This window comes from Lentzea sp. NPDC051213, from assembly GCF_044455585.1.
Classification (GTDB): domain Bacteria; phylum Actinomycetota; class Actinomycetes; order Mycobacteriales; family Pseudonocardiaceae; genus Lentzea.
In genome coordinates this window covers 1102075-1123585 of sequence record NZ_JBITEX010000001.1, presented here as the reverse complement: position 1 = coordinate 1123585, position 21511 = coordinate 1102075, and the positions used below count along the sequence as shown (strand labels likewise).

17 protein-coding genes are annotated in these 21511 nt (G+C 68.8%); 7 read left to right on the top strand and 10 right to left on the bottom strand.

The genetic code is table 11. The annotated features are described in order from the left end of the window. Positions 1–11 precede the first annotated feature (11 nt). Entirely contained in the window at positions 12–941 is a 930-nt protein-coding gene (locus ACIA8G_RS04870) for an alpha/beta fold hydrolase (RefSeq protein WP_396416916.1), read from the top strand. A gap of 16 nt (positions 942–957) precedes the next feature. On the opposite strand, the gene ACIA8G_RS04865 is transcribed toward ACIA8G_RS04870, so the two are convergent. Together ACIA8G_RS04865 and ACIA8G_RS04860 are read right to left on the bottom strand one after the other, a co-directional pair. Next, entirely contained in the window at positions 958–1731 is a 774-nt protein-coding gene (locus ACIA8G_RS04865) for a S1 family serine peptidase (RefSeq protein ID WP_396416915.1), read from the bottom strand. A 121-nt stretch (positions 1732–1852) separates the two neighbouring features. Further along, positions 1853–5044 carry a S8 family serine peptidase gene (locus ACIA8G_RS04860; RefSeq protein ID WP_396416914.1) on the bottom strand — a complete coding sequence of 1064 codons (3192 nt, stop codon included), beginning with the start codon at positions 5042–5044 and terminating at the stop codon, positions 1853–1855. A gap of 154 nt (positions 5045–5198) precedes the next feature. On the opposite strand from ACIA8G_RS04860, the gene ACIA8G_RS04855 reads away from it, so the two are divergent. After that, positions 5199–6392 (top strand): FAD-dependent monooxygenase, encoded by a 1194-nt coding sequence (locus ACIA8G_RS04855; protein ID WP_396416913.1) that lies wholly within the window; start codon positions 5199–5201, stop codon positions 6390–6392. A gap of 90 nt (positions 6393–6482) precedes the next feature. On the opposite strand, the gene ACIA8G_RS04850 is transcribed toward ACIA8G_RS04855, so the two are convergent. Continuing rightward, on the bottom strand, positions 6483–6773 hold the full coding sequence (locus ACIA8G_RS04850; RefSeq protein WP_396416912.1) for a DUF4342 domain-containing protein: 291 nt from the start codon (positions 6771–6773) through the stop codon (positions 6483–6485). Between the two features lie 137 nt (positions 6774–6910). Beyond that, entirely contained in the window at positions 6911–7702 is a 792-nt protein-coding gene (locus tag ACIA8G_RS04845) for a BTAD domain-containing putative transcriptional regulator (RefSeq protein ID WP_396416911.1), read from the bottom strand. Positions 7703–7859: 157 nt separating this feature from the next. Between ACIA8G_RS04845 and ACIA8G_RS04840 the strand changes: the two genes are divergently transcribed. Continuing rightward, a complete protein-coding gene (locus ACIA8G_RS04840) occupies positions 7860–8633 on the top strand; it encodes a hypothetical protein (RefSeq protein ID WP_396416910.1) in 774 nt (257 codons plus the stop codon). Positions 8634–8713: 80 nt separating this feature from the next. Here ACIA8G_RS04840 and ACIA8G_RS04835 read toward each other — a convergent pair whose 3' ends face one another. Together ACIA8G_RS04835 and ACIA8G_RS04830 are read right to left on the bottom strand one after the other, a co-directional pair. Further along, positions 8714–10072 carry a permease prefix domain 1-containing protein gene (locus ACIA8G_RS04835; RefSeq protein WP_396416909.1) on the bottom strand — a complete coding sequence of 453 codons (1359 nt, stop codon included), beginning with the start codon at positions 10070–10072 and terminating at the stop codon, positions 8714–8716. Beyond that, positions 10069–10434: a PadR family transcriptional regulator gene (locus tag ACIA8G_RS04830; protein ID WP_396416908.1), complete on the bottom strand. Its 366-nt coding sequence runs from the start codon at positions 10432–10434 to the stop codon at positions 10069–10071. The genes ACIA8G_RS04835 and ACIA8G_RS04830 overlap by 4 nt, the downstream gene beginning before the upstream one ends. 103 nt (positions 10435–10537) lie before the next feature. On the opposite strand from ACIA8G_RS04830, the gene ACIA8G_RS04825 reads away from it, so the two are divergent. Both ACIA8G_RS04825 and ACIA8G_RS04820 read left to right on the top strand, forming a co-directional pair. Next, complete coding sequence (locus tag ACIA8G_RS04825) at positions 10538–11206, top strand: AIM24 family protein (protein ID WP_396416907.1); 669 nt, start codon at positions 10538–10540, stop codon at positions 11204–11206. A 78-nt stretch (positions 11207–11284) separates the two neighbouring features. Further along, positions 11285–11929 carry a dihydrofolate reductase family protein gene (locus ACIA8G_RS04820; RefSeq protein WP_396416906.1) on the top strand — a complete coding sequence of 215 codons (645 nt, stop codon included), beginning with the start codon at positions 11285–11287 and terminating at the stop codon, positions 11927–11929. 2 nt (positions 11930–11931) lie between these two features. Here the strand turns inward: ACIA8G_RS04820 and ACIA8G_RS04815 are convergent, their stop codons facing one another. Next, a complete protein-coding gene (locus ACIA8G_RS04815; RefSeq protein ID WP_396416905.1) occupies positions 11932–12372 on the bottom strand; it encodes a hypothetical protein in 441 nt (146 codons plus the stop codon). A gap of 58 nt (positions 12373–12430) precedes the next feature. Continuing rightward, a complete protein-coding gene (locus ACIA8G_RS04810; RefSeq protein WP_396416904.1) occupies positions 12431–14812 on the bottom strand; it encodes a GH92 family glycosyl hydrolase in 2382 nt (793 codons plus the stop codon). Positions 14813–14967: 155 nt separating this feature from the next. Here ACIA8G_RS04810 and ACIA8G_RS04805 point away from each other — a divergent pair, with 155 nt between their 5' ends. Together ACIA8G_RS04805 and ACIA8G_RS04800 are read left to right on the top strand one after the other, a co-directional pair. Then, positions 14968–15651 carry a DUF899 domain-containing protein gene (locus tag ACIA8G_RS04805; protein WP_396416903.1) on the top strand — a complete coding sequence of 228 codons (684 nt, stop codon included), beginning with the start codon at positions 14968–14970 and terminating at the stop codon, positions 15649–15651. A 104-nt stretch (positions 15652–15755) separates the two neighbouring features. Continuing rightward, complete coding sequence (locus tag ACIA8G_RS04800) at positions 15756–17765, top strand: ATP-dependent Clp protease ATP-binding subunit (RefSeq protein ID WP_396416902.1); 2010 nt, start codon at positions 15756–15758, stop codon at positions 17763–17765. Positions 17766–17781: 16 nt separating this feature from the next. On the opposite strand, the gene ACIA8G_RS04795 is transcribed toward ACIA8G_RS04800, so the two are convergent. Together ACIA8G_RS04795 and ACIA8G_RS04790 are read right to left on the bottom strand one after the other, a co-directional pair. Next, a complete protein-coding gene (locus tag ACIA8G_RS04795) occupies positions 17782–18486 on the bottom strand; it encodes a S1 family peptidase (protein WP_396416901.1) in 705 nt (234 codons plus the stop codon). Further along, a complete protein-coding gene (locus ACIA8G_RS04790) occupies positions 18483–21425 on the bottom strand; it encodes a tetratricopeptide repeat protein (protein WP_396416900.1) in 2943 nt (980 codons plus the stop codon). Before ACIA8G_RS04790 ends, ACIA8G_RS04795 begins: the two co-directional genes overlap by 4 nt. Positions 21426–21511: the final 86 nt, after the last annotated feature.

Genomic DNA, 21511 nt, shown 5'->3' with positions numbered 1-21511 from the left:
CGTGAGCTGCCATGTACGACACGATGGGCTCCGTGGCCGCCGACGGAACAGTCACCGCGCATGACGGAGTGCCGATCGCCTACCGCGACTACGGCGGCAGTGGTCGCGCGCTGGTGCTGCTGCACGGCGTCGGCGGGAACCTGGAATCGATGGACGGCCTGGCCCGGCGACTCGGCACAGGCAGGCGGATCATCACCGCCGACATCCGGTTCTGCGGACAGTCCGGCGAGGCCGAGCGGTTCAGCTTCGCCGACACCGTGGCCGACATCGAGACGATCGCGGCAGAGCTCGCAACGGGGCAGGTCGACGTGGCCGGAGCCTCGCTCGGAGGCGTGGTGGCCGGCCACTACGGCGGCAGACACCCGGAATCGCGGATCGTCAGCATCGACGGCTTCGCCGCGGGCACCGTCCGGCATGCGACACCGGAGGACGCTGCCGCGTTCGACGTGTGGGCCGCTGGTACCCGCGCCGGCCTCGAGGCGATGACCGCTCCGCCGGAGTCCGGCGACCAAGACTGGCTGGAAGCGGAGCTGCAGAAGGTTCTGACGTTCTTCGACCGCTTGAACTACGGCTCGCCCCACGCCGAAGTCGAAGCCCGCAGGCACTTTCTGGCGCTGCCGGACGGCACCTTCCGCCGGCACCCGGCCCGGCGGCTGCTGGACGACCAACTGGCCGACATGTCTCGCAGCATGGTCCACATGTTCCACGACTGCACCGGGCCGACCCTGATCCTCTTCTGCACGGAGGCGAACTGGCCGGCCGGTCTCGAGCTGGAGCTCAACGACCTCGTGGCGGCGAAGCCCAACATCGAGGTGGTCCGGCTACCGCTCACCCACGTCGACCCCATGTGGAACGCCGCCGACCACACCGCCGAGCTGATCGATCAGTTCCTCACGAGCTCCGCCGGAGGACGCCCGCCCAGCGGCAGACAGGCGTCCTGACCGGCGCCGGTGCGCGTTACCGCACGTGGCTCAAGATCCAGAGTTCGAACGCGCCGGTGCGGACGTAGACGTCCGGTTTGCCGGGATGGGTGCATCCGTTCTTGGCGGTGACCAGGCCGACCACCCTGTTGCCGACGAGCACGGGGCTGCCCGCGTCGCCCTCGCAGGCGAACTTCGCCACCTGTGCCTTGGCGCAGAACATGCCGGTGGTGATGCTGCCCGCGCCGTAGGCGGTGTTGCAGGCCGCGCGGCTGATCACCGGCAGGTCGGCGTGCTGCAGTTGCGTGGGCAGTCCGGCGTTTCCACGTTGGGTCTTGCCCCATCCGGCGAGGTGGACCCTGCTTCCCGGCGCCGGGTCGTTGAGCACCGGCAACGGCAGCTCCGCTGTGTCGACCGTGTCCGACGTCAGGATGGGGTCGGCGAGGACGAGCACAGCGACGTTGCGGCGTCCGGTGCTCGGGTCGTACTCCGCGTGCTGGTCGACTTTGGTCACGTTGTTCGTCGTCCTCAAGGTGGTCCGGTCGGTGCCGTCGTACTTCACCTTCAGGTCACCCGCGGTGTGGCCGTCCACGCATCCCGCCGTGGTGAGCACCGAGCGCGTGCCGAGCAGGACGCCACTGCACTTGTGCTCGTCACCCTGCCAGCCCGCGGCAACGATGCTCACCACGCTCCGGAACTGTCCGACGGCGGCCTGCTGGCCGCCGACGATCGCCGAGGCCGGCGCCACCTGGGCTGCCAGCCCTGCGACCACTGCCGCCGCCACGGCGAACGAACGTCGAAGGTTCGTCACATCCACTCCCTCGTCTTGATCACAAAGCCGCCGGATTGTTCCACAGCCAATGGAACTATCCGTGTTGCTTCGCTCACTGAACGTGCCAATCAAGACGGTGGAGGCGGCACCACTGGCGTCGTTACTTCAAGAGGAACGCGTCGATGATGGTCTCGGTGACGGAGTTGCCGGCCGTGTCACGAGCCGATGCCTTGAGCGACACCGACGTGGCGCCCTTCGGATGACTCAGGACGGTGAACCACTTGCCGTTGCGGCACAACAACGGGGCGGCCCTCCAGGTCGCACCCTTGTCGTGGGACACCTCCACCTTGGTCGGCCGGGCGTCGATGTCGGTGTTGTGGTTGACCGACATCGGCACGATCGTCGACGACGCCCGGCTCACCTGGCCGCGACCGTCCACCGCGGGCGCGAACTTCACCGCCATCAACGGCAACGGCTCGATCGAGCCTTCGTCGGGCGTGTCGGACGCGAAGGTCCAGTCAGCGACGATCTTGCTGGTCATCGCGCGGTTTCTCGTCGCTTCCAGGTGGAACCGGTAAGTGGCGAGGCCCGGCGGCACGGTGAAGTTCCCGCTGGCGCTGTTCGCCTTGCCGATCTCGACACCGTCCCGGTACAGGGTGGAACTCCCGGTGTGCACGGAGTAGCCCTCGCGGTCGTTGCGGGAATCGGAGAACAGCGGGACCTGGAAGTGCATCGAGTCGCCGATCCGGCCGGTGTACCGCCAGGGCCTGTCCGGGTTCGAGGGCAGGTCCGGGCCGAACACCGCGAGGTTGTACGAGTCGGTCGCGGTCCGCACCCGAGGGAAGCTCCTGGGCGCGCTGGAGAACAGGTTCGTCACGTACTCACCGGCGGTGGTGGTCTCGTTGAAGAAGTTGGACCACGGAGTTTCCGGTGAGTAGAGCTCGTCGAGGGTGAACGGCAGCGGCTTGGTGATCATGCCCTCGCGGGTACCGACCGAATCAGGCGCACCGGCGCCGTGGGTGGTGCGGACCTTGACCAAGTCCTTGTCCCGCACGCGAAGCACAGGCTCGGTCGGCATCCGTCCGCTGACGTCACCTCGCACGTTGTAGAGATACGGGCTGGCGTCGAAGCTTCCGGCGCCGTCCTGCTCGGCGAACCGGCCGCCGACCGAGTACCGGAACTGGCCGGGCGCCGAGGTCTTCGACGAGCTGACGATGACGTCGCCGTACTCCGGCGGGCTGATCCTGGTGCGCAGGAAGTCCTTGCCACCGTACGAGGTCGATCGGGCGAACTCCACGAACCTCTCGCCCGCCTTGGCACTCGGCCGATCGAGGACGAGGCCCGCGGGCTTGCTCCGCCGTGGGTCGGCGGTGATCGCGGTCGTCACGCTGAGGTCGAGGTCGGGCTCGATGGCGACCGACACCCGGCCGTCCGAGGTGAGCACCTGGGACTCGAAGTAGTAGTGCCCCTTGGGTGCCCGGACCGACAGCGACCCGGACGGGTCGTACGGCACCTGCACTTCGGGCTTGCTCAGGTCGACCAGCCGGAACGCGTAGTCCGGCGTGGGCTTGCCGTCGGTGCCGAGGAAGTTCAGGTTGAGGTCATAGCTCTCCACCTCACGTGTGACGGCGATCGGCGTGCGGACGTCCCCGGCGGTGACCACACCGCTGTAGATCCCGTCGGCGCCATCGATCTTCGTGTTTGTGGTGACCGTGGCACTGGCGTCCGCGCCGGGGGCGATCGTCAGGGACGCCGGGGAGACGGTGAACATTCCGGCCCGCGCCGCCTTGCCGTTGGGGTCCTTGATGTCCGTGGCCAGCTGCAGGGTCACCGGCGACGTGCCGGAGTTGCGGTAGGTCAACGGGGTGGCGATCGGCGTGTCGTCGTTGTGCGGCCACTGCACGACGCCGTTGTTGATGCTTCCCACGGAAGCGTGCACGGTCGCCGTCACCGCCTTGGCGACATCGACTCGCCCGGCGCCCTGCTCGAACACGCTCAGCGCGGGGTTCGGCTTCGCGCCGCTCATCAGCGCGGCCTTGAGCTGGGGAGCCTTCCAGTCCGGGTGCTGGCCGGCCAGGATCGCGGCTGCCCCGGCCACGTGCGGCGTGGCCATGGACGTCCCCGACAGCGCGACGTGGTCCTCACCGACCGGCGGCAGCACCCCGCCGATCACGCTGTCCTTCGCCAACGCGGCGACGATCTCCACACCTGGTGCGGTGATGTCCGGTTTGATTCCGTTGTCGCGGAATCGGGGGCCTCGGCTGGAGAAGTCGGCCAGTGCGTCGTTCCGGTCGACCGCGCCGACGGTCAGCGCGGCCTCCGCTGCCGCCGGTGAGCCCGGCGTGCTCCCGTTGTTGCCCGAGGCGATCACGAACAGAGCGCCGGTCTCGGCCGTGATCCGGTTGACCGCCAACGACATCGGATCGGTGCCATCACTGGGGGCGGCGCTGCCCAGGCTCATGTTGATCACCTGGGCACCACTGGCCGCGGCCCACTCCATCCCGGCGATGATCCCGGACTCCGTGCCGCTGCCGCGGTCGCCGAGGACCTTGCCGATCAGCAGCCCGGTGTCCGGCGCGACGCCCATGTACGGGTTGTCGTCGCCGGTCACGATGGACGCCACGTGCGTGCCGTGACCGTGCCTGTCCACGGTTCCGCTCGCGCTGCCGGTGAAGTCCCTGGCCTCGATCACCGCGTCGGCGAGGTCGGGGTGGGTGGGTTCGATCCCGGTGTCCAGCACCGCGACCTTGGTGTTCTTCCCGGTGTAGCCCGCCTGCCAGGCAGCCGGTGCACCGATCTGCGGAACGCTCTTGTCCAGCAACGCGTGCACCGGACCGTCCAGCCAGATCTTGTTGGCACCGCGGGTGTTCCAGAACGCCGTGCCCTTGGCCGCGACCACGGCCGCGCCGCCGATGCTCGGCAGTTCACGCACCGTGCGTGCGTTGAGATTTCCGGCCTGGGTGACGATCAGCGGGATGTCCACGCGGTCGGCGTCGCCGTAGCCGCTGTCGAGCAGTTCGGTGACGTTGAACAGCCGGGGATCGAGTTGCCCTGTCCGGAGCATGCCGAGGGCGTCGAACGGGGTGACGGTGACGTCGCCGTCGACGTCGGTCCTGGTCAGGAAGCCTATTTTCTCCCTGTCCTTGGCAGCGCGCACCTGGGCGTGCCCGGATCCGGTGAGCACGACCTGGTCACCGGTGATCAGGGTGATCGTGCGCTCTTGGCCCGGTACCTTCGGCAGTGCCTGCGCTGTAGGTGCAACCGGCGCGGCGTTCGTCTGTGTCACTGGCCCGGTAAGACCGGCCGCCACGACCACAGCGACCGCGACGGACCGTCTCCACTTGTCGCTCATACGCTCCCTCCAGGGAGTTTCTGGCAGCCACATAGAGATCTACCGACTCGGCGACTGATTGCCATCACTTGCCAGTTGCCAGTATTGGTCTATACCTCTTGCTGCTCCCCCACAGGATCTAGACTGCGATCCGGACGGGTGAGCAGGGGGCACTGTGAGCACCAGGGTTTTGATCGCGGGGGCGAGCATCGCGGGGCCGGCACTGGCGCATTGGTTGCGCCGGCGGGGAGCCGAGGTGACCGTGGTGGAGCGGGCTCCCGGGTTGCGTCCCGGCGGCCAGGCGGTGGATGCCCGCGGGGTGACCAAGGAGGTCATCCGGCGGATGGGGCTGGACGCGGCGGTGCGCGCGGCCCGCACCGACACCGCCGGCGCGTACACCGTGGACGTCGACGGGAACGTGCTGGAGACCTACAGCGCTGACGATCACGGTGGCGACGGGTTCATCGCGGACATCGAGATCCTGCGCGGAGACCTGTCCCAGGTGCTCTACGACGACACCCGCGACGGTGTCGAGTACCTCTTCGGCGACCGGATCGCCGAGCTCACCCAGGACGCGGACGGGGTCGACGTGACCCTCGCGAGCGGTGACCGGCGGCGCTTCGACCTGGTGGTCGGGGCCGATGGGCTGCACTCTGCGCTGCGCGCGACGGTCTTCGGGCCGCGCGAACGGTTCCTCCGCCACCTCGGGCTCGTACTCGCCTTTTACAGCGTGCCCAACGAATTCGAGCTGGATCGCTGGTTCATCGAGTACCAGGAGCAGAAGACCGGACGCTCTGCCGCCCTGCGGCCCATCCAGGACGCCACGCGGGCGATGGCCATGTTCTCCTTCCCCGCGGCCGATTTCACCGTCGACCACCGCGACGTCGCGGGTCAGAAGAGCCTGCTGCGTGAGCAGATGGCCGGCCTGGGCTGGCTGACCCCGCGCATCCTCGCGCACCTGGACGACACCCCGGACTTCTACCTCGACCAGGTCGCCCAGGTGGTGATGGACCGCTGGTCCAACGGACGGGTGGGACTGATCGGCGACGCGGCGTTCAGCTCGTCGCCGATGTCCGGGCAGGGCACCGGACTGGCCCTGGTCGGCGCCTACCTGCTGGCCGGAGAACTGGCCACCGCCGAATGGGACCCCGAGGCGGGGTTCGCCGCCTACGAGGACAAGATGCGCTCGTTCGTCGAAGCCAACCAGGAGATCGGCCGGGCGCACGCCCACAGCCGCCTGCCGGACGCCGAGCCGAGCCCGGAGCCCGACATGGACGCGCTCATGGCGCTGGTCGACCGCGCGCTCAACGGCGTCGAACTGCCGGACTACAGCGGGCTGCCGGACTCCGGGCCCTCGGCCCGGCCGTAAACCGAACGCCTCGCTCGGCTAGGGCAATGCGCGGTGCCGTCGCCCCCACTGACGACGGCACCGCCCCCTGCTTCCCCCGCGGGCGCTGACTTACGCCTGCTCAGCCTCGACCGTCGTCGCGGGCTGGTTACCGGGCTGGCGGCGGTCCTCCAGCGAGATACCGCACTTGCCGACCAGCGCGACCCCGGCACCGATCGTCGTGGCCACCGGAGCGGCCAGCGCCGCGACCAACCCGAGAGCCACCGGCACCTCGAGCACCACGTCGTCCTTGCTGTCACGCACAACCACGCGGCGGTTGATGCCTTCGCTGACCAGCCCGCGAACCGCGTCGACCACGGAGTCGACGGCGTTGCGGGTGGGCTCGGACTTGGACTCGCTCATAACTCTCCCTGAATGCGGTCATCCCCTTGACTCCTCCAGCATGCCCGCAGTCGCGCACCCCTGGCATCAGGGTTTCCCCCTGACCTTTGCCTGATTCACCCCTCAGAAACCCGCTCGAGAAATGTGTGAATAATGGGTCACAGCCATCGCCGAATGCAGAGCGAATCAAGCGCGGGTTCATGCGTGAGCACCGCATAGCGCAACCGGCGCAACGCCGTGGTGGGTTCGGTGTCGAGTTCACGGCGCAGGTCGGCGCTGAGCCGTTCATAGACGGCCAGGGTGTCGGCGCGCCGATGGCAGCGGTACAGCGCCACCATGAGCAGGCCGTGGACACGTTCGTCGAACGGGTGCGTGGCCGCCAGGTACTCGAGCTCAGGGATGACCACGAGGTGATTCCCGAGCTCGAGGTCCGCCTCGATGCGCATGATGATGGCGAAGTGCCGCATCGCCTCCCAGCGGACGACGCAGGCGCGCAGGGCAGGCACTCCGTCCAGTTCCATCAGAGCAGGGCCGCGCCACAACGCGAGCGCGCCGGACAGTGTTGTAGCCGCGGCGGTGAAGTCCCCGCGCAGCAACAGTTCCCGGCCGTGGGCGACTTCGCGCTCGAAGTGCAGCACGTCCAACTGGTCGACGCCGACGCTGAGGAGGTAGCCCGACGCTCGGGTCAGCAGCAGGCGGGGAGCGCCCCAGCAAGCGCGATCAGGTTCGAGGACACGACGCAGACGCGACACATGTGCCTGCAGGATCGCGACCGCGCTCGGTGGCGGCGAACGGTCCGGCCACAACCAGTCCAGCAACCGCGTGACCGACACCGTGTTGTTGGCGTGACTGAGCAACGCGACGAGGAGTCTGCGCGGCTTCGGCCCGCCGAACTCCACCAGGGTGCCGTCGATGCGGACCTCGAGCGGACCGAGCACACGGAACTGCATGATCCGCTCATGGTGCCGCAGCACGGCGGATCTTCGAAATGGCAAGAAAGCCTTAATGGGTCACGGCCAGGGCAAGTTCTTCGCAAGTCCGCTGCAAGACGGCACGGGCACACTGCGTAACGCCGCGGGTACACAGCAGAACACGAGGACGGCTTTTATGACGACAACCGTCATGCTCACCGTGCCCGCACACGACCAGCACTGTGTCGCCGCCGCGCAGGCGGCGGCCGACAAACTCGCCGGCGTCTCCGGCGTCAGCTTCGTCGTCCGATCCCACCGGCCACCGGTCGACGCCCGCACGACCTACGATCCGGCGAACTCGGGCCGGCCGGACGAGGGCACACGGCCCGACCTGGTCATCCCGTTCGGCCACAACGTCGTCCACAGTGGACTCTGGTCGACTTTCAAGGCCTACTACGCCGATCCGATCGCGTGGGTGGCGCTGCTGATCACCTCCGTGCTGCTCTGCTACGGCGGCGGCGCGGCCATGTTCTACGTGCACTCCATCCACTTCCGCGAAGGCGGGCCCGCGGTCAGCCCCTACGTGCACTGGGCGCTGGACTCGACGTTCGGGTGGTTCGGGCTGACTCCTGTGCTGGCGGTGCTGATTCCCTTCGCCATCCGGCTGTGCCGCGGGATGCCGGTGTGGGCCTTCGTGCTGGCCGTGGGTTTCCTGTTCGCGATCATCACCACTCCGGGCCCACTGGCGCATGACCTGATCGTCGCGCGCGGAACCCCGATCGCGAACGTCATCACGCAGCTGCTCGGTGACCCGTCCATCGTCCTGCAGCCGCCGATGCACTACACGGCGCTGGAGAAGATGACGCACCAACTCGTCGCCGGCCTGCCCGCGTACGTCACGCTGTCGGCCATCTCGTACGCATTGGTCAGGCTCGGATTGAAGTCGTTCTCCCTGAAGTCCGCGCGATAAGAACAACTACCCGCTCACAAAGGAAAACCGGTGAACCCGCGCCCTTCGGCGCCGGTTCACCGGTTTGTCACGCCAGCCGATCAGAGATAACCGAACACTGGTGGGAACACCAGGACCACTATCCACGCCCACACGGCGACCACCGGGAGATAGGCGGTCTGCCAGCGTTCGAGCGCGGCGAACGGGGTGCGGCCGCGCACGAGGCCGAACAGCAGCCACGCCGACCACGCGAGGTTGGCCAGCAGCAGGACGTTCTCGCCGAGTGCCGCCGCCTTGTTCGGGGTGGTGCCGAACTCGCTGATGCGACCGGTGATCTCCAGCAGCACCAGCACGTCGATGGCCAGCGCGCTGATCACGAGCCCGAGTTGCAACTTGTCGAAAACGCCGGCCGGGGCCAACGGGTCGCGGGCCGAGATCGAGTAGAGCAGCAGCGCCAGCACCACGACCAGCAGGACGTCGAACAGGATCAACGCCTCCCGCTCGACGTTGATGCCGCCGCCGGAGAAGCCGAACGCGATGAGGAAAGCCAGCAGCGCCAAGGTGAACAACGGCGTGAACAGCCGCGTGAGCACCGGGGCGATGTTCTCGACCACGCTCTGCTTGGCCTCGACGAGCCAGCCCGCCACGACCACGGCCGCCATCGCGCCGCACGGCACGAGCCAGTGCGCCACGAAGTTCTGCGGCGAGATCCCGATGGCTTCGAAGGTGCCGAACGTGAGACCGGTCAGCACGCCGCCGCCGAGTGCGATGAGGACGTAGTAGACGAACCACTCACCGGTGAACCGGATGAAGTCCATGCGACGGCGGGACGAGCGCAGGTCGTCGGACACGTACGCCACGCCGACCACGAACCACAGTGCGATGACGAGGTGGATCGTGGTGAGCACCAGCGACTGGGACTCGTCGCCGAGCGAGTAGACGTTGGCCCCCACGGCGCCGAGGGCGAACAACGCCACCAGCGCACCGATCACCAGGGGCGGCGTCTGCCTGCGCCACGCGAGGAAAGCCGCCAGCCAGGGCAGCGCGAACAGGCCCATGTTGGGCGCGTAGAACCCGCCGTCCTGCTCGAACCGCTGGCCGAACAGCTCCGGCAGCTTGATCGACGCGGCTGCGCCAAGGGCGCAGACGATCATGACCAGCAGGTCGCGGCGCGACCGGGTGACGGCCACCGGGCTGTCGGGTTCGCCGGTCAGCACGAGCTGTTTCCACAGCCGTTCCGAGTGTTCCCTGGCGAACTCGCGGGACAGGTCGTCCAGGCTGCCCATGCGCTTGACCGCGACCAGGAACGCCTCGTCGGTGTGCAGGCCGGCGGCGACGAGTTCGTCGACGGAACCGCGGAGGTGGTCCTCGAGCTCGTCGGCGTCGGCCTGCCGCAGCTCCGGGCGGCTCTGCACGTACCGCCGCCACTCGGCGAACTGGGCTTCCAGGTCGTCGCTCATGCGCGCACCCCCAACGGGATCAGGACGAACGGATTGGAGTCGCGCCACAGGCCCTTGAGCGTGTCGACGACGGTGTCCCACTGACGGCGCTGCTCGGCGAGCTCGGCCATCCCACCGGGGGTGACCCGGTAGTACTTGCGCCGCCGCTCCCCCGCGACCGACTGCCAGTAGGACTCCACGTGCCCGAGCCGCTCGAGCCTGTGCAGCAACGGGTACAGCAGCCCCTCGGTCCAGTCCAGCTCTCCCCCGGACAGCTCGTTGATCCGTTTGAGGATCGCGTAGCCGTAGCTGTCCTCCTCGGCCAGGATGCCCAGCACCATCGGGGTGGCCGAGGCGGCGACGAGGTCCTTGGCGACCTTCATGAGACCCCCTAACCCTAACTGCTCGATGCATAGCGCTGTTAGGTATCCTACACATGATCAGCCTGGGCCCGCAGCCGTGGTCGCCACCGTGCATGATCTGGGCATGCGCAGCTCACTGTTCAACCACCAGGAACGGTCCGTCGAGCCGGGAAGCTTCCAACTGCAGAACGAACGCATGCTCAAGGTGGACCTCACCGGCAGCGGCGGGTTCTTCTTCGCCAAGCAGGGATCGATGGTCGCCTACCAGGGTGACGTCGACTTCGCCTACGAGGGCAGCGGCGGCCTCGGCAAGATGTTCAAGAAGGCCTTCACCGGCGAAGGCATGTCGCTGATGAAGGTGTCGGGCAGCGGAGACGTGTTCCTCGCCCAGGACGCCGACGAGATCTTCGTGCTGTACCTGGAGAACGAGGGCGTCACCGTCAACGGCAGGAACGTGCTCGCCTTCGACAGCTCGCTCAAGTGGGACATCAACCGCACCGAAGGCGCGTCGATGATCAGCGGCGGCCTGTTCAACACCACGTTCACGGGCACCGGAGCGCTGGCCGTCACCGCCTACGGGACGCCGGTCGTGCTGAACGTGGACGTGCCGACGTTCGTCGACATGCAGTCCGCCGTCCTCTGGTCCACCTCGCTGAAGTCCTCGATCCGCAAGACGGCCAAGCTCGGCGCGGTCATCGGACGCGGCTCGGGCGAGGCCTACCAGCTCGCGCTCTCGGGTCAGGGCATCGTCGTCGTGCAGGCCTCGGAAGGTCACCCCGTACCGACTGCGTAGCGAGTTCTTTCAGCCAGGACCGATGAGTTCAGGCGGCTGCCGCGGTCCAATCATCGACCAAGAGCGGAAGGAAGCCCCATGACCCAGCTGGTGAAGGTCCAGAACTTCGTCGTGTCGCGGGACGGGTTCGGCGCCGGTGAGGACCAGACCTTCGAGAGGCCGTTCGGCCACGCCGATCCCGGCGCCATGTTCGCGTGGGCAGGTGCGACAGCGAGTTGGCCCAACCGCACCGACCCCGGTGGAAGCCGCGGCCTCGACGACTACTTCACCCGCGACTTCGCGCACAACATCGGCGCGGAGATCATGGGCGCCCACAAGTTCAGCCCGCACCGCGGCCCCTGGCAGAACCACGACTGGCAGGGCTGGTGGGGCGACGAACCGCCGTTCCACACCCCGGTCTTCGTCCTGACCCACCACGAACGGCCGTCGTTCACCCTCTCCGACACGACGTTCCACTTCGTGAACGGCGAGCCGGCCGAGGCCCTCCGGCTCGCTAAAGAGGCCGCGCAGGGCAAGGACGTCCGGATCGGCGGCGGCGCCACGACCATCAGGTCGTTCCTCGACGCCGACCTCATCGACACGCTGCACGTCGCGGTGTCACCCGTCGAGCTCGGTTACGGGGTGCCGCTGTGGAAGTCGCCCGACGAGCTGCTCGACCGGTTCCACCTCGACGTCGTGCCCAGCTCGAGCGGGGTGACCCACCACCTGTTCTGGCGGAAGTGACGTCAGCGGCGTCCGGCGGCCAGGACGACTAGGAACTGGCCGCCGCCCGCCTCGATGCCGGCGGTCACCGGCAGCCCTGGCACCAGCCGGGAGAACCGGTCCACCAGCCAGTCCGCCGCCTCTTGGGCGTCCTGCCTGGTTGGGCAACGGGCGACCATCTCGCGGCCGCCCTTGCGCTCGAGCCTCCCGGCAACGGTGATCAGCGGCGCGGGTTCGGCCACGTGCAGCCGGTCCGGCCAGGCGATGACCACCTTGACCGCGCCCTTGCGGGTGTTGCACCCGCGGTGCGCGAGCCGCTCGGCGACCTTGGCCTTCCGGTCGGCGGTCCGGCTGTCGACGCTGGGCCCTCGCGCGTCGTTCACCGACATGTCGGGGTCGACCGGTTCGTCGCACACCCAGCATCGCCAGCCGTCGCGCTCGGCCACGTCATCTAGAAGACTCACCTGGGCAAACTAGCCTGCCTGGGAGCCGCCCCGGCAAACCGGGGCGGCTCGTCAGTCGTCAGCCGGTCCCGAGTTGGGGCGGGGCATCGGCCGGGGCCGCACCCCACGCCGTGTTCGGCGTCGGACCGAGGGTGTAGGTCAGCCTTCCGCCCTCACGCACCAGCGATTCCGGCACCCAGGCCCGGTTCGAGGACACGCCGTTGACCGACAGGGTCTGGACGTACTTGTTCTGCGCGGACGCCTGCGGTGCCTCGATGACGATCGTCCTGCCGTTCTCGCGCCGGATCTCCACCCTGGTGAACAACGGCGCGGACAGCACGAGTTCGGCGCGGCTGGGCACCTGCGGGTAGATGCCCATCGCGGCGAACAGGTACCACGACGACATCGTGCCGAGGTCGTCGTTGCCGGGGATGCCGCCGGTTCCGGTGGTCCACAGCGTGTTCAGGATCTGCCGCAGCGTCTCCTGGGTCTGGTGGGGGCGGCCGAGGTAGATGTACTGCCACGGTGTCTGGATGCTGGGCTCGTTGCCCGCGTTGTACCGCGTCGGGGTCGTGCCGCTGAGGTCCCAGTTGCCGTTCTGGTCGTGGAAGAAGCCGTCCAGCCTGGCCGCCGCTGCCGCCTTGCCGCCCATCGCCGCGGCCAGCCCCACCACGTCGTGGTAGACCATCCACGTGTACTGGGCGCTGGTCCCCTCGACGAAGCCGGTGCCGGTGCCCGGCGTGAACCCCGGCGCCCAGGTGCCGTTCGACGCCCGGTTGCGCATGTACCTGACGGCCGGGTCGAAGACGTTGCGCCAGTACGCGGAGCGCTGCTCGAACTGCTGCCGCCGCTGAGTGTCTCCGAGCCGTGCGGCGAGCTGGGCCAGCGCGTAGTCAGCCGTGGCGTCCTCCAGGGTTTCCGCGGCCGCGCCCCAGCAGTGGCAGTTGTCCGATGGCACGTAGTGAAGGCTCATGTATCGGTCGAGCGACGGGCGCTGCCCAGGACACTGGACCGGGCAGCCGTTGTTCGACAGGTCGTTCGCCGTCGGCACGGTGGCGGCCGTGACCAACGACGAGAAGGCACGCCAGACGTCGAAGTTCTCGGCGCCGAAGGCGTACATGCCCGCGACGGTCGGCGCCGACGGGTCGCCCGACATCACCGCCGTCTTCCCGTTGTTGTGCAGCCAGCGATCCCACTCGCCACCGCGCTGATCGGCGTAGTTCAGCAGCGATTGGGCGTAGTCGCCGGCGACCCGTGGCTCCAGCAGAGCGAGCATCTGCACCTGCGATCGGTAGACGTCCCAGCCGGAGAAGGTGCTGTACTGCGCGCCTTGGCCAGGACTCAGCCGGTACGTGCGCAGGTCCGATCCCGAGTACTCGCCGTTGACGTCGTTGGCAACGCTCGGCTGCAGCAGCGCGTGATACAGGGCGGTGTAGAAGGTCGTTCGCTGCGCGGTGGTCCCACCGCCCACCTGGATCCGGCTCAACGTCTGTTCCCAGTGCGCCCGCGCCGCCGCCCGCACGGCGGAGAAGGGCGTCCCCGGCTGGTTCTCCGCGGCCAGGTTCGCTTCCGCGTTCGCCAGGCTGACGTACGAGATGCCGACCCGCGCGGTGACGGTGCGGTCCGCGCCGGGGTCGAAGCCGACGTAGCCACCCGATCCCTTGCCGACCCGTTGCGTGGTCCCGAATCCCTCGCCGCCGGAACCGGAAGTGCTTCCCGGGGACAGGGTTCCGTCGCGCCAGGTGCCGTGCGAGGTGATCGGCCGGTCGAACTCGGCGGTGAAGAACAACCGGTAGTAGACGCGCTGGTTCGCCACACCGCCCGAGGTGCGCCCGCAGAATCCGCCGCCGTCGACCGATCCGCTCACCCGGCGCCCGGACGGGTCGATCCGCACCGACGCGTTTCCGCTGCCGGACAACGAGTTCGAGGTGCGGAACAGCAGGTTCGCCGGTCGGCCGGCCGGGAACGTGAACCGGCCGGTGCCGGTGCGCAGGGTGGTGGTCAACTCGGCGTTCACGCCGGAGTCCAGCCCCACGCGGTAGTAGCCGGGCTCAGCACTTTCGTTGGCGTGCGAGAAGTTGCTCGCGTAGATCTGGTCCGTGTTGTCCGCCGAAGGAGACGACGTCACGTCTCCGGCGTGCGGCATGATCGGGATGTCCCCCGACGCGCCTGGGGTGCACCCGGTTCCGTTGAGGTGCGTCAACCCGAAGCCACGGATCCGGGTGACGGTGTACTGGTAGCCGCCGGCCGCACCGGCGCCGGTCTGGTCACCCCTGGTGGTCGTCGGGCTCCAGGAGAGCATCCCGAACGGCCGCACCGCACCGGGGTAGACGTTGCCCGCGTTGGTGGTGCCGATGAAGGGGTTCACGAAAGAAGTCAGATTCTGTTGTGCCACGGCCGGCGGCGCGGTCATGGTCGCCGCGACCGTCGCACTCAGCACGAACAGCGTCCTCAAACGCATGGTTTCCCCGCTCCTCACTGCGGCGGCGGTTCGTGACAACGTTGTCATCGTGCGCGAGTCTCTCGCCGACCAGCTTGGCACCCGAGCCGGTCACCGCCCACCGCCAAACGTCGGTCGCGAGTTTGCGGACCCGGCAGCACGGGAACGGCGAATCCATGAAGATGCCATCTGTCGTGTCAGCCGAGGAGTGGAACGCGGCCCGCGAAGAGCTTCTGCGCAAGGAGAAGGAGCACACTCGCGCGAAGGACGCGCTGGCAGCGGAACGCCGCCGCCTGCCGTGGATCCAGGTCGAGAAGCAGTACTCCTTCGAGGGGCCGGAGGGAGAGGTGGGCCTGCCCGGCCTGTTCGACGGGCGGCGCCAGCTGATCGTCTACCGGCACTTCTTCGAGCCTGGCGTCGCCGACTGGCCCAAAGGCGGGTGCAGCGGCTGCGCGATGTTCACCGACAACCTCGGCCACCTCGCACACCTGAACGCCCGCGACGTCACGTTCGTGCTGGTCTCCCCCGCTCCGCAGGCCGACATCAGGCGCTACCGCGCCCGCATGGGCTGGGACGGCGTGCCCTGGTACACGACGCGGGACGACTTCTCGAAGGACTTCGGCGTCGACGAGTACTTCGGCCTCAACGTCTTCATCCGCGACAGCACCGGGATCTACCGCACCTACTTCACCAACGGGCGCGCGGCAGAGCAGACCGGCAACGTCTGGAGCCTGCTCGACCTCACCCCGCTCGGCCGCCAGGAGGAGTGGGAGGACTCGCCGGAGGGTTACCCGCAGGAGGCGCCGTACCAGTGGTGGCGTCGCCACGACGAGTACGGCACCCCTGAGGACGCCGGCTGACGAGCCGTGCAGAACCAAGCCACCAGACGGTCTGGCCTGTGTTCATGGGCCACGAGGCGGAGGATCTGAGACGTACACCCTTCGATCGGGTGGAGGTGGCCGCGGTGGGTGAGGACTGGGTGTTCGGCTTCGGGTCCAGCTCGTGGGAGGACCTGGTCGGAAAGCTGTTCAGCGGGCTGGGGCAGCCCCTGTCCGCGACGCGGCGAACAGACCACTTCGGACGCGACCTCACCGCCGCGGCACGGGATGGCCAGCTCGATCCCGTGGTCGGCCGGGAGGAGGTGATCGACGAGGTGCTCGAGGTGTTGTCGCGGCGCACCAAGAACAACCCCGTCCTGATCGGGGATCCGGGAGTGGGCAAGACCGCCATCGTCGAAGGCATCGCGGCACGGATCGCGAGCGGCGAGGTGCCCGCCACGCTGAGGGGCAGGCGGGTGATCTCGCTGGACCTGGCGGGCATGGTCGCCGGAGCGAAGTACCGGGGCGAGTTCGAGGAACGGCTGAAGGGCGTCATCGAAGAGGTGGCCGCGACGAACCGGATGGTGGTCCTGTTCATCGACGAGCTGCACACCGTGGTGGGCGCGGGCAGTGCCGAAGGCGCGCCGCTGGACGCCGCGAACATGCTCAAACCCGCGCTGACGACCGGAAGGCTCCAGGTCATCGGGGCCACCACGGCCGAAGAGTACCGGCGGCACATCGCGAAGGACGCCGCGTTGGAACGGCGGTTCCAGCCGATCCTGGTCGCCGAACCATCGGTCGACGAGGCGATCGCCATCCTCCGCGGCCTGCGCACCCGTTACGAGATGCACCACGGGGTGCGGATCACGGATGAGGCGATCGTGGCCGCCGTGGAGCTCTCTGCCCGCTACGTCACCGATCGGTTCCTGCCGGACAAGGCCGTTGACGTCGTGGACCGCGCGGGCGCGCGAGTCCGGTTGCGAGAAAAGTCCGCGATGCCACCGGATCCGGTGCGGCTCGAGCAGCGGGTGAGACGGCTGGAGCGGGAACGGGCCGCCGCACAGGGCGAGGACCCGCTGTTCCTCGACAACGAGCTCGACCGGGCGATCGCCGACCTGGAGGCTGCTCGCACCGCGCTGGCCAACGCGCCCGAGGTCGGAGCGAACGACGTCGCCGAGGTCGTGTCCCGCAGCACGGGCATCCCGGTCGCCCAGCTCACCGAGGCCGAACGGCATCGGTTGCTGCACCTGGAGGACCAGCTGCACAAGCGGATCGTCGGGCAGGACGAGGCGGTGGAGGCAGTCGCCGACGCGGTCCGCCAGGGCCGTGCGGGCCTCAAGCACCCGCACCAGCCCGTCGGCTCCTTCCTGTTCCTCGGCCCGACGGGGGTGGGCAAGACCGAAGTCGCACGAGCGCTGGCCGAGGCTCTCTTCGGCTCGCAGGATCGGCTGATCCGGTTCGACATGAGCGAGTTCTCGCAGCAGCACACGGTCGCGCGGCTGGTCGGCGCGCCACCGGGGTACGTCGGCTACGAGGACGCCGGTCAACTCACCGGTGCCGTCCGGCGCGTTCCGTACTCGGTCCTGCTGCTGGACGAGATCGAAAAAGCGCACACCGACGTCTTCAACATGCTGCTGCAAGTGCTCGACGCGGGCAGGCTCACCGACGCCCAGGGACGAACCGCCGACTTCGCCAACACCGTGATCATCATGACCAGCAACATCGGCGCCGACCAGCTTCTCGCCGCGGCCACCTCGGGTGTCCCGGTCGAGCAGCTGCGGGAGCCGTTGATGGCCACGGTTCGCCGTTGTTTCCGCCCGGAGTTCCTCAACCGCATCGACGAGATCATCCTGTTCCGCGGACTGGACGCGAACCAGCTGCGGCAGATCACCGCGCTGCTGCTCGAACGCACCCGCCAACGGCTGCGCCAGCAGAACATCACGCTGGACGTCGACGAACAGGCCGTCGACTGGCTCGCGGCCCGCGGCTACATCCCCGAGTACGGCGCCCGGCCGCTGCGCCGCACCATCGGCAGGGAACTCGACCGGCGGCTGTCCCGCGCGCTGCTCGCGGGCGAGTTGCGCGGCGGACAGCACGTCGTCGTCACGGTCGCCGACTCGGCCCTGACCCTGACCATCACCGATCCCCCGGCCTGACGGGCCACGAACCGAGTCAGCCGGTGTGCTGGTCGATCCAGCCGCGCAGCACGGTCAGGTCGATCAGCGGCGGCCGATCCTCGGCGCAGTTCCTCGCGCCGGGAACCCGGCTGGGAACGAGTCCGAACAACGAGATGCCGTCTGCCGAGACCAGTGGACCGCCCTCGTCACCGAAGCAGGGGCCGCCGCCGTTCGGATACGACGTGCAGAGTCGATCCCCCTCAGCACCACAGGCCGACCGCGACTCGGCGCGGGCCTGCACGGCCTGCAGCTCCGCGGTCGGGCCGCCGCACCCGGCGGTCGGGCAGGTCTGGCCCCAGCCCAGCACCTTGCCCTTCTCACCGGCCGGCTCCGGGCGCTCGGCGACGTGCACCGGAACGACGCTGGACGGCTTGCCCAGCCCGATCAGCGCCACATCGCTGGTGGGATGCGGAATGATGCGGACAACGGGCAGGACATCACCCTTGCTCGCGTGGTAGCGGGATCCGAGTCGGATGTTGATCGACTCGGGCGTTCTGCCCTGGACGCACTGCTTCGCGGTGATGACCCAGGCCTCTTGAGTGAGCACACTTCCGCAGAGGTGCGTTCCGGAGGCTTCCTGCACGGATCCCACGTAGTAGATCTGGGTGCCCGGCGAGGTTCCCATGATGGCGGCCTGCGCGGAGGGAACAGGGATCGCGGCGAACAACACCACGGCCGCCAAGGCGGAGAACAGTTTCACAGATCAGCTCCTGCGGGACGAACATCTGCAGTGGACAGTCGAAGGCGGACGGCATCGGCTTCTGGAACGCCGGTCCCGACGTAGAGGGTCAGTGCGCTGCGCCAGTGCTGCCGGGCCTCGGCCTGCTGGTCCAGCGCGTGGTGCGCGTGAGCCAGGCCGTCGTGGGCGCAGGCCTGCTGGTATCGATCACCGGTGTCCTCGGCCATCGCGAGAGCTTCGCGGTGGTGGACGAGTGCGCGCGCCGAGTCACCGGCGAGCCGGGCCAGTTCGCCGAGGGCGTTGAGCGCTTCGGTGTGCAGGCCTTGGTTTCCGGTGCCGAGTCCGACGAAGAGCGCGTTGTGCAGGTTGGTGGACGACTCCGCGAACCGGCCCAGGTCGGCCAGGAGCAGCCCCAGGCCCAGCGTCGTGTAGCCCTCCAGGCTCCGGTTGCCGGTCTTCGCGGCGATGTCGACGGCCTGCTGGAAGTGGCTGAGCGCCTCGTCCGCGCGACCCAGCCGGCGGTAGACGAATCCCAGGCTGTGCAACGCATAGCCGCGACCGGCCACGTCGTCGATCTGCTCGGCGACGGTCAGCGCCTCGGTGTGCTGGACGATGGCTTCCTCGTACTGGCCCAGCCGTTCGTGGACGATGCCGAGGTTGTTGGCCGAGCGGCACTGGCCGATGCGGTTTCCGGTCCGCACGGCGATGTCGAGCGCCTGCCGGTAGTGCGTGAGCGCGTTGTGGTGGTCCGCCACGAACAGGTACACGTTGGCGAGGTTGTTGTGAGTGCGGCCTTCCAGCGGCAGTGCGCCTGCCGCCCTGGCCAGGTCCAGGGCGTTGCGGTGGCGCTTTTCCGCCTCGTCGTACCGGCCCAGCCGCTCGTACGCGGTGCCGAGGTTGCCCAACGCCTGGCACTCCGCCTCGACGGCACCACTACCGCGGACGGTGGCGTAGGCGTGGCTGTGCAACGCGAGCGCGTCGTCGTGGTAGCCGCGCAGGTCCAGGTAGCGCAGCAGGGTCGTGGACAGCTCACCCGTGTGCGACCCCGAAGTCGCGGTGGCCACGAGGTTCTCCCGTTCGCGTTCCAGCCACGCCATCGCCTCGGGGTAGCCGGACAGGACCGGACCGGGGAGGTCGGCGGGGGTGCGCACGTGGTCGTCGCCCGGCGCGACGATGTCCACCGCCCTGGCAGCGGTGGAGAGGTATCGGTCGTGCAGCCGGGTCTGGGCGTCCTGCCTGCAGTCGGTGCTGTCGTTCTCGGCGGCGAGCTCGACGGCGAACATGCGCAGGAGGTCGTGCATCCGGTACCGGCCCGGTTCCGGTTGGTGCAGGAGGTGCAGGTCGACCAGTTCCTCCAGGGTTCTTTCCGTCTCTGCCACGCCGGCGGCCGTGAGAGCCGCGGCCGACCACCCGTCGAAATCGGCACCGGGATGCAGGCCCAGCAGCCGGAACAACCGTTGCTGCGCCTCGGTGAGCTGCCGGTACGACAGTTGCAGGGCGGTAGCCACGCTGCGGTCGCCGGTCGCCAGCTCGCTCAGCCCGGCGCGCAGGCGGCCGGCCAGGTGCGCGACCGTCCACACCGGACGGGACCGCAGCCGCGCCGCCGCGATCCTGATCGCCAGCGGGAGGTGCCCGCACAGGCCGACCACCTCGCCGACGGCCTCCGGGTCGTGCCGTTCGTCGCCGAGAACCCTGGTGAACAGGGCCACCGCCTGGAGATGCGGCAGCACGTCCAACGACAGCGTGCGGGCCGATTCGAGGTCGGTCAGCCTGCGTCTGCTGGTGATCAGCGCCAGGCAGCCGGTACCGCCGGGCAGCAACGGGCGGACCTGGGCCGCGCTGGCGACGTTGTCGAACACCACGAGGGCTTTGCGGCCCGCGAGCGTGGAACGCCACAGCCCGGCGCGTTCGTCCAGCCCTGGCGGGATGCGTTCGCTCGCCACTCCCACCGAACGCAGCAACGTGCTGAGAGCCGCAGCAGTGTCCGTAGGTTGCCGATCGGCGGTGTGCGCGTGCAGGTCGATGAAGAGCTGCACGTCCGGATAGCGTGCGGCGAGGCGGTGAGCGGCGTGCACGGCCAACGCGGTCTTGCCCACACCGGCCATGCCGTCGATCGCGGCGATCACCATCGTGGAGCCGGACGGGTCGCCGACGCTGCCGAGCAGGCGCGCGAGCTCCTCGTCGCGTCCGGTGAAGTCCAGGACGTCGTGCGGCAGGGCGTGCACGGGACCTGTCTGCTCGGGCACGAGCACGGGAGCCTCAGTGAGGATCTGCTGGTGCACCTGCTGGAGCACAGGACTGGGATCCACACCGAGTTCCTCGCACAACCGGCGCCGGACCTGCTCGTAGTGCTCCAGCGCGTGGGCCGGCCGCCCACCCAGGTAGAGCGCGCGCATCAGCTGCGCCGCGAGACGTTCGTCCAACGGCTCTTCCGCGGCGAACGCCTGCAACTCGGGAACCAGCTCCGCGTGACGCCCTCGGCCGAGGGCGAGCTCGTTGCGGTCGAGCACGGTCTCCAACCGGTCGCGGTGCAGCGCGGTCCTGATCTTGTCCGCCCACGGCGTCTCCATGCCCCGCAGGGCCACACCACGCCACAACGCCAGCGCCTCGTCCAGCAAGGCGACGTCATCGGAACCGCGCGCCTGCTCGGTCAGCCTGCGGTACCGGTGCATGTCCACCGTCTCCGGGTCGACCTGGAGGACGTAGCCGCCCGACTGCTTGGAGATGGCGATCCCCAGCGCCTTCCGCAGCCGCGACAGGTAGCTGTACAGGACGTTGTTGCCGCTGTGCGGCACACGGTCACCCCAGACCCGGTCCATCAACTGGTCCGGGGACACGACCCTGTTCGCGTCGACCAGCAACGCGACCAGCACGCACCGCTGGCGCGACGGCCCCAGGTCGACCGCGCGTCCGTCGACGATCGCCTCGACTTCTCCGAGCACCCGGAACTCGACCGTCACCACACCCCCGTTGCGCCTGCGCCGCTCCCCCGAACCCGGCCTGCGGACTCAAGCAGCGTCAGGGGCGGTGCGCCGCCCCTGACGCC